Raw genomic sequence first — 8,901 nt, 5'->3', positions numbered from 1 at the left:
AACGGCAGTTCACGCTCTTCGCCTAGTTCCTCACCTCGAACACCGAGTCTTGGCTCTTCTTTGTCTTGAGAGCGATACCAGAACCAATAGTTGTTCTCAGCTTTAGTAAAGTCAGTAGTAATTGCCCAGCGGTACTTCTCTTCCAATACCACTAAAAGGTCTTGGATCTTTTTACCGCTAGAAAGCGACAGTGTTTCGCTGCAATTCATTTGCTCTTGGTGGGCGTCCACTAATTCTGGGTACAATTCCATCAAGCATGAGATAAGGATTTCTTGGGCTTCCATACTCATGTGCTTAGATTGTTCAACTAACTGCGCCCATGTATCACATTGGCTGACAGACACTTCTAACGATTGCTCTACGTGTTTCAACTCATCAACAGCTGCTTTATTCAGCTGTTGTTGGTTTTCATTAATGGTGACTACCTGCTCCAGATGAGACACAGCTTTGCTCATCAAAGCTCGCAGTGGCTCGATTAAAGCTGTCTCGGTAGGATGAGCTAACACTTCCGCCAATGCATGTTCACGAGTCGTCATCCACTGGTCGACAATACTTGGGTGGTTGATAAGGTATGGTGCCATCCCTAGACCTGTCGCATTCCCCACACCAAGGTAACGTTGTAACCCTCTATGCAAGGTAATCGCTTGTTCACCGCCTTGTTGCTCGGCTAGGTAATGAACCCAATCTAGGCTGAACTCACGCAGCATATAAACCGCACACATTTGCGCACTAAACGACTGATTAAAATCTTCATTTTTCTCTAAGATTTTGAAGTCAGCGATGCCAAATTTGCCATTACCGTATACCGCCGTCGTTCGCAGGATATAACCCACTTCAGCCAGTTCTTTTGGTGTTGGTTGAACACCTTTAGCTAGGTGACTCACGATGTGTTCAAACACTCGCACACTTTTGTTTGCACGCGCCAACACAAGCACGTTATTTGGATTACGACCTGCTTCTTGTAGCGGTACATTCGCACGAAGCCTTTCAAGTAAGGCGACATCAACATCACCAAGAACAAGCGCAAACGTTACATCCCACTTTTCAGCAATTACACGGTCATTTCGCTCGTCGTCTGCAATCTCATCGCAGAAAACAACCAAATGATAAACATGATTTGGCGTTTCTAGCTTATAGATAACATGACCAAAACCTTGAGGATCCAGTTGCCACTCATGTTTAGTCACTTTCCATTGCTGTTGTGCCATTTTACGAATCAGAGTTCTTACGAAGCTGATGCGTGTTTGGTGCATTGCACCTAGCCTTTCCGGTGCCATGACGACGGTTGCGTCACGCAGTGCTGATTCAGTGTAAGTAGAACGATGTGCATCCATTTTGCTCACCACCTTATAGTTATAGGATTTTGCTAGCCATTCAGAACCGATCGTTGCCATCATATGAAGCATTCGTTGTTACAGTGTGCTGGTTAGCTTTCACGTTATTTGGGGCAAGCGAGCTCACCCCTTATTATTTGTCCTGACTAGATCGATTGACCTAAATACGTGCCGCCCGGTGTATCTTCACCAGTACGGTTTTTCTGTTCCTCTCGGAACCTTGTATCAGCCTTCTTTCAAAGGCTGATACCTTGTTTCTCTTTAATTTGTTATAAGCCCTGCTCTTTTGCCATCTTGATTGCGATTTGAGGCGCATTCCAAAGTGATGGCAGCAATATTAAGGACACAGGTACCGCTGTGATAACAATGAAGGATTGCAGCGCTGAGATTCCGCCTGAACCTAGGGAAATCAGAATCAATGCAGTTACCCCCATCATCACACCCCAGAAGGTACGAATAATTGCATTCGGTTCTGTCTCACCACTGATCACCACACTGATGGTGTAAGTCATTGAATCACCAGTCGTTACGATAAAGATCGTCGTTAAAATTAAGAACAGAATTGAGATAAGCATTGGCATTGGTAGCTGCTGAGTTACCGCTAGCAGTGCGCCGGGTAAGTTAAAACCTTCGAACGCTTTACTGACGCTACCTGGGTCTGCAATTTCGAACGCAAGACCAGAGCCGCCAACAATCGTGAACCAGAAGCAAGTAACAAACGGTGCAACTAAGCTGATGGTTGAAACCAGTTGGCGAATACTACGACCGCGAGAGATACGTGCAATAAAGATTGCCATCATTGGGCCGTAACCTAGGAACCAACCCCAGAAGAATACTGTCCACCAGCTCAACCACCCTTCGTCACCACGGTATGTCGCCATTGGGATGAAGTTATCAATCATGCTGCCTACACCTTGAATGTAGCCGTTAAAGATAAAGTTTGTAGGGCCAAAGATCAGGATGTAGACCATCAATGCCATTGCAAGAATCACGTTGTAACGGCTTAGCATTTGCATTCCACGGTTAAGGCCACTTAATGCCGACAACGTGTATAGAACAATAGCGAATAAGATGATGATCAGTTGCGTCGTGAAGCCATCTGGAATATCAAACAGTGCGTTCAGTGCATAGCTGACTTGCAAGCCCAAGAACCCGATAGGGCCAATGGTGCCCGCCGCTACTGCGACAATACAACATGCATCAATCAGTGCGCCTGTATGGCCTTTCAGTGCTCTTTCTCCCAATACTGGGTAAAGCAGAATACGAGGTTTAAGTGGTAGGCCTTTATCGTAGTGAAGGTGCATAACCACGATAGACGTTAAGCTACCAACGATAGCCCATGCTAGGAAGCCCCAGTGCATGAAAGATTGAGATAAGGCATTAACTGCGCCTTGTTGAGCGTTTTCTTGTGCACCATATAAAGGTGGTGGGCTAACAAAGTGCGCAATAGGCTCAGCTGCCGCCCAAAATACACCGCCACCCGCCAGTAGCGTACAAAAGATGATTGCCATCCAACGGAAGCCATCCATTTCAGGCTTAGCAATACCACCTAGGATAACCTTGCCTGTTCGCCCTGCCGCCAGGCCAAGACCAATAAGAAAAGTCAGAAGAAGAAGCATTTGCCAGTAAGGACCGAATACTTTTACAGACCATGCAAAGCCCGTATTTACTAGGCTTGATAACAGCTCGCCATCAAATAGAGCAAGTGCCACGAACAGAGCGATAAACCCGCCGCTGTACCAAAGTGCTGGGTTGGATAGTCCTAATTTGTCTGACGTAGACTCAGACTCGTTTGTGTTGCTTGCTTTGTGTGTTTGACCCGCATTTAAGCTAGAAGATTTCACGCTATTGGTTAAATCAGACATACTCTGACTCCAGAGGTTTCTTTGCAGCTGTCATTTGAATGATGACTACAAGGGTGTATTTAACACCTGCCCTATTGTTTTTTGTGTTGGGCAGGCTAATCCATGTTTGGGTTACCGCGTTGCGAAATAGACCGTTGTTCCTTTTGAATAGTGAAATTGGTTTAAGCAGCACTCGCTCATTGAACGTTTGTTACAAGGCTGCTAATTCGATGATGGCTCGCGAGAAACCATTAACCCTTGGTTTGAGGCTCTAGGCCATCTTTCAAAAAGTTAAACCAGTTTTCTCCTAAGACTTGCCCAGCTTCAGACTCGCTGAAACCATGACGCATCAATCCGTTATATATGTTTTCCATACCCGCACTACCACAGAACCAAGGCAACGCATCTGGCCAACCAGAGTTGTTCGCAGAGCCTTCGCCGTAGTCCATTGCTTTAGACCAACGACCATTTCTCATCCATTCAAGAACGGCTTGAGGTTGGTTTAAGCATAGGTCACTACCAATACCGAGGTGCTCTACGCCGACCATGTCAGCAGTAGTCGCAACCATTTGGCAGAAGTCTTCCAAGGTACATTGGCTGCCGTTTGGTAGGTGGAATGGGTATAAGCTGAATCCGATTAAGCCGCCGCGTGCGGTTAGGGCTTTAATCACATCGTTTGATTTATTTCGTAGTGCATCATGAGCAAATGTTGGGTTCGCATGACTGATACAAATAGGACGAGAAGACAAATCAATTGCTTCAAGTGTTGAGCGCTCGGCACTGTGAGACATATCAATGATCATGCCCACTCGGTTCATCTCTTCGATGGCTTGTTTACCAAAGCGAGTAATACCTGTGTCGTTCTTCTCGTAACAACCTGTCGCCAATAAGCTCTGGTTGTTGTACGTCAGTTGCATGATCAAAAGACCTTGCTTACGCATCACTTCGATGAGACCGATCTCATCGTCGATTGGAGAACAGTTTTGAGCACCAAGGAAAATACCGACTTTACCGGTCGCTTTTGCAGTCTCAACATCAGCCATTGAGTGAATCGGCATGATAAGGTCTGCATTCTGCTCGAATCTTAAGTTCCACTCTGCAAAGCGAGATAAGGTTTCACGAGCTGTCTCGTGGTAAACCGCGGTAGCGTGAACTGCTGTAATGCCGCTCGCCTTTAGTGTTTGGAAATATTCTCTGTTCCAATTGCAGTATTGCAATCCATCTATAACAATCCGTTGCTGGTACATAACCACTCCTATTGAAAGCTCAGTGTTCTAGCTCGGTTTTGAAAACACGCTCAAGTAACATGTTTTCAAAAATGGGTTAAATCACTTGTCTAAGTTCGTTTGCTGTTTTGGTTTGAATGTTGGCCTGACTCTGTGAATCAGGCCACTTTTCATTAATAGAACGTCAATTAATAGAGATCTATCTAGTAAGGACGCTGGTAAGCCGTCTTAACCACTGTGTAGAACTCTTTCGCGTATTGACCTTGCTCACGAGGACCGAAGCTAGACTCTTTACGGCCGCCAAACGGTACGTGGTAATCCGTGCCTGCTGTTGGTAGGTTCACCATCACACAACCTGTTTGTGCTTGTTGCTTGAACATTGCGCTAGTACGTAGGCTCTGAGTAATGATGCCGCCTGTTAGACCAAAGCGAGTATCGTTGGTCGTCGCGATAGCTTCTTCTAGGTCAGCCACACGAATCACGCTTGCCATTGGTGCGAACACTTCCTCTTGGTTCACTTCCCAATCGTTCTTAGTGTTTAAGAACAGCGTTGGAGACATGTAAAAACCTTCGTGTTGCATGCTCAAGCGTTCACCACCAAATGCCAGCTCACCGCCGCTTTGACGCGCTTTCTCAACCCAGCCTAGGTTTGCTTCAAGTTGGTTACCGTCAACTACCGGCCCCATGAACACGCCTTCTTCTAGTGCGTGACCCACTTTCAGCTCGCTCATACGCTTAATCAGTGCTTCAACGTATTGGTCGTGAATGCCGTCCATAACCACTAGACGAGAAGATGCTGTACATTTTTGACCTGCGCCAGAGAATGAACCTGCGATAGTTGCATCAACTGCTGTTTGGATATCAGCATCGTCAGCAACCACAAGTGCGTTCTTACTGCCCATTTCTAGTTGGCAACGAACGAAGTTTGGTGCGGTAGCTGCTGCTACTTTACGACCCGTATCAACCGAACCAGTAAAGCTCACACCGTTCACTTCTTTAGAGTTGATCAGTGCATCACCTACCGTTGAACCGCTACCTAGTACAAGGTTAAACGTACCTGCAGGGATACCTTGGCGGTGGATGATCTCAGTAAGCGCAACCGCACTTGCTGGTGTTAGGTTTGCTGGTTTCCAGATAACGCTGTTACCGAAAGCCAATGCAGGAGCAATTTTCCAAGCAGCCGTTGCTGTCGGGAAGTTCCAAGGAGAGATGATGCCGATAACACCCACCGCTTCACGAGTCACTTCTACAGAAACACCTGGGCGTACTGATTCTGCGTTGTCGCCAATTTGACGAAGCACTTCAGCTGCGAAGTATTGGAAGAACTGACCTGCACGGTAAATTTCGCCACGACCTTCAGGAAAAGGCTTACCTTCTTCACGAGAAAGTAACGTACCTAGCTCATCACAACGTGCAATCAGCTCATCACCGATTGCTTGAAGTACTGCTTGCTTACGTTCAATCGGCGTTTTTTCCCACTCTGGTTGAGCGTGCTTTGCCGCTGAAATCGCTTGTTGAACTTGGTCAGCACTTGCTTGTGCAAAGTTACCGATGTTTTCAGAAATATCTGATGGGTTAATGTTCGCAACGGTGCTTACACCAGCTTGCCATTCGCCGCCAATGTAAAGTGCGTTTTCTGCTTGAACATTCTGTAATTGAGTCATCATTCTGTCCTTGTAACGGTTAGGTTGCGTTTGAGCCTGGCAACCATCTGATTAATGAATAAAACGTTAATTTATATAACAAATAACGTTTAAATCTTGTATCTAAAACTGAACCAAGACGCTTGTATCAATAAAGATCTTTACAGACAAATAACTTTAATCCGCAAATTGCCTCAGTTCACAGTATCTTTATTCAGGTTGAGAGGCTGATGCGTAAACCACGAACTCAACCAACATTTCTTCTCTTGCTAACCCTGCAACGACGACCGCAGCACGGTTTGGATAAGGTGCATTGAAGTATTCTCCGTATACGCTGTTGACCGTTTTTAGATATTCACGGTCTGTCACGTAAATCAGAACTTGCAGCACTGAATCCATAGATTCGCCTGCACACTCCAACGTATGAACAAGGTTGTTAAAAGTCTGACGCGTTTGCGCTTCGATACCGCCTTCTACTACTGCGCCAGTTTCATCAATTGGAATCTGTGCCGTGTATAGAGTGCCGTTATTAACGATTGCCCACTCTAGTGGTGCTTTTGAAGCGAAAAGCTCGGTTTTTACTGGGTGTTTTTTAGTTTGTGCGTTCACGATTCCATCCAACTTTGTAACAACTATGTTTCAAGATGGTTAAATACTGCACCTTGACGACTGATAAATCTAACGGTAAATTTTGTGCATTTGATAAATAAAATCTATCACCTTACAGAAAGTAAGGCATAGCAAGGGCTAGAGAAGGATCAGTGCCATGAGTATTAAGCTACAACAGTTAAAACATTTCGTTTTAGTGGTCGAAGAAGGCGGATTTCGAGCAGCATCTCACCGTGCAAATCGATCGCAAGCGGCACTTTCTACGTCAATAAAAGAGCTAGAAAAAATACTTGGTCAGCCACTGTTTGAAACAGGCAACAAATCAACGCTGACACCTTTCGGGGAAATATGCCTGCCAAAAATCATTCAATTCCTGAATGTTTACAAAGCATTAGACAATGACCTGCGCGCAGCTGCGGCAGGACAACAAGGAAGAGTTCGAATAGCGAGCGTGCCATCGGTCGCCGCAAAATTAATCCCTAGTGTTTTAGGGGCCTTTTGTGAGCAGTACCCTAATGTAGAAGTCAGCTTGATTGATGATAATGCGGCAGGTGTGGAAGCGAGACTACTGTCTGGAGAGGTGGATGTTGCCCTCGGAAATAGCTCCCATTTAGAAGAAGAGAGCATCGACTTTACGCCTTTACTTTCCGATCCTATCGGTGTGGTCTGCCTCAAAGACAACCCTATCGCCTCTCAAAAAGAGGGAATCGAATGGCAAACTTTGTTAAAACAACCCTTCATTCGCAACGGGACTTGTACCCTACTTGACCCAACACCCGCACGAATGCTCAGCGAACAAGCTTTGTATTCAGTAGAGAACATTACTTCGCTGTTTTCGGTGTTAGAGCTCGGGATAGGCGTGACCACGCTGCCTAAACTGGCTTTCCCAACCAATGAAACCCGCTTGGTGTGGATTCCATTGATTGATCCGCCTTTACAGCGCCAAATCGGTATTTTCAGGTTAGCTGACCGGACTATATCGCCACAGGCACAAGCCTTTCACGACTTGTGTATTCAGTACCTAAGTTATGAAGACTCATAAAGGAAGCTGATTAAGTTCGCTTCCTTTATAAGGCCGATGGTGGAGCATGATCTCCGATCTAGCTCCACGTTTGGCCTTTGTATCTTTGTATCTTTGTATCTTTGTATCATAAGTTTTAGCGCCGATTTTCAGCTCTGCACATCCATATTTGGGGCTAAATGATTCCCAGAATCTCTTTCTTAAGTGACCATTTATCCGTTTCAACGCATGATTTATGGCTGTGTGACAAACAAATTAAAAAATATTTTGTTTTCGATAGAGAACGCCGTATAGATAAATCACTCAACAAACAAAGGCTTACATCAGTGGTTAAAACGGTGCCAACGGCTACCGGAATGACGCTCTGTAATTTATTTGGAATTGATTGTAAGTGTTTGAATAGTCTTAATTGATAAGATCGTAAGCAGCCAAATTAACCCTCTAAATTCTACTGAAAACCCCCTCCTACCCTAGAAAATAATACATCTTAAATTCTCATGAATATTCCAATCGAACTATTACTTTCATAAATGGAAAACACTCATTTCAAAAATGGAATTATTGATGTCGATATTTGTCGTTTTGATCACATAATTTTAGGCGTAGTTTATATTTTGTCGAAACGATAGCGAGTCAGTTTATTTCGTTTAATTTCGTCAGGAGATATAAAGCCAGAAAGATTATTTCTTTGTTAACAAGTAAAGGTTTATTAACAAGTCAAATTGCTATTAACAAGTAAGTGCTAGTAACAAAACATATTCAAACTGTGTTTTATATTGACTTACACTGTTAAATAAAAGGTTTTATTATGAGGCTTAATGGGATAAGTAGCGACATCCTTGTTGCTGCTAAAAGAGTTGTTCTCTGCCAAATAGTATTAGCCGTCGGTGTAGTTTTATATGAAGTGTTTTTTGGTAATAAAGTAGATATGGAGTCTTCAGCTTTGGGTGTCGTAATCGCGATGTTACCACCGCTGTTTGGTTTTATATATGCAAGCCTTAAGGTGCACAAGAATCCTAATTATAGTTTACGTGACTTAATGCAAATGAGTCGTGTCGTGAAAATAACCTATACGTTCTTAATGTTTATCCTGGCATTCCAGTTTTTTAAATTGGATAACCCAGTAATATTATACGCGTACATTTTCACAATGATTGGGTACTTCTTAACACCATTTATTACTGCCTCTACAAGAGGCTTTGTTGCGTAATTAAATTTATAGAT

7 protein-coding genes are annotated in these 8,901 nt (G+C 44.3%); 2 read left to right on the top strand and 5 right to left on the bottom strand.

Annotation, left to right across the window (positions count from 1 at the left end):
- The 5 genes from A142_RS06975 to A142_RS06950 form a co-directional block, all read right to left on the bottom strand.
- Positions 1 to 1,397 (bottom strand): hypothetical protein (locus tag A142_RS06975; RefSeq protein WP_069591562.1); only part of this gene is annotated, 1,397 nt, incomplete at its 3' end.
- Positions 1,398 to 1,603: 206 nt separating this feature from the next.
- Positions 1,604 to 3,199: a BCCT family transporter gene (locus A142_RS06970; RefSeq protein ID WP_019823367.1), complete on the bottom strand. Its 1,596-nt coding sequence runs from the start codon at positions 3,197 to 3,199 to the stop codon at positions 1,604 to 1,606.
- A 230-nt stretch (positions 3,200 to 3,429) separates the two neighbouring features.
- Positions 3,430 to 4,425, bottom strand: a complete 996-nt coding sequence (locus tag A142_RS06960) for a membrane dipeptidase (RefSeq protein WP_017060833.1) — start codon at positions 4,423 to 4,425, stop codon at positions 3,430 to 3,432.
- Between the two features lie 182 nt (positions 4,426 to 4,607).
- A complete protein-coding gene (locus tag A142_RS06955; RefSeq protein ID WP_029405522.1) occupies positions 4,608 to 6,068 on the bottom strand; it encodes an aldehyde dehydrogenase family protein in 1,461 nt (486 codons plus the stop codon).
- Between the two features lie 189 nt (positions 6,069 to 6,257).
- Positions 6,258 to 6,656: a RidA family protein gene (locus A142_RS06950; RefSeq protein ID WP_004730412.1), complete on the bottom strand. Its 399-nt coding sequence runs from the start codon at positions 6,654 to 6,656 to the stop codon at positions 6,258 to 6,260.
- A 157-nt stretch (positions 6,657 to 6,813) separates the two neighbouring features.
- Between A142_RS06950 and A142_RS06945 the strand changes: the two genes are divergently transcribed.
- Entirely contained in the window at positions 6,814 to 7,698 is an 885-nt protein-coding gene (locus A142_RS06945; protein WP_019823356.1) for a LysR family transcriptional regulator, read from the top strand.
- Between the two features lie 787 nt (positions 7,699 to 8,485).
- Positions 8,486 to 8,887 (top strand): hypothetical protein, encoded by a 402-nt coding sequence (locus A142_RS06940; RefSeq protein ID WP_019823354.1) that lies wholly within the window; start codon positions 8,486 to 8,488, stop codon positions 8,885 to 8,887.
- The last annotated feature ends 14 nt before the right edge of the window (positions 8,888 to 8,901 follow it).

The organism is Vibrio splendidus 12E03, from assembly GCF_000272105.2.
GTDB lineage: Bacteria > Pseudomonadota > Gammaproteobacteria > Enterobacterales > Vibrionaceae > Vibrio > Vibrio splendidus_I.
Note: the sequence above shows the minus strand (reverse complement) of the source record. Positions and strands in the feature narration are given on the sequence as shown.

Coding starts and splice junctions, on each gene's coding strand:
- A142_RS06970 (WP_019823367.1), bottom strand. CDS start 3,199: ATGTCTGATTTAACCAATAGCGTGAAATCTTCTAGCTTAAATGCGGGT.
- A142_RS06960 (WP_017060833.1), bottom strand. CDS start 4,425: ATGTACCAGCAACGGATTGTTATAGATGGATTGCAATACTGCAATTGG.
- A142_RS06955 (WP_029405522.1), bottom strand. CDS start 6,068: ATGACTCAATTACAGAATGTTCAAGCAGAAAACGCACTTTACATTGGC.
- A142_RS06945 (WP_019823356.1), top strand. CDS start 6,814: ATGAGTATTAAGCTACAACAGTTAAAACATTTCGTTTTAGTGGTCGAA.
- A142_RS06940 (WP_019823354.1), top strand. CDS start 8,486: ATGAGGCTTAATGGGATAAGTAGCGACATCCTTGTTGCTGCTAAAAGA.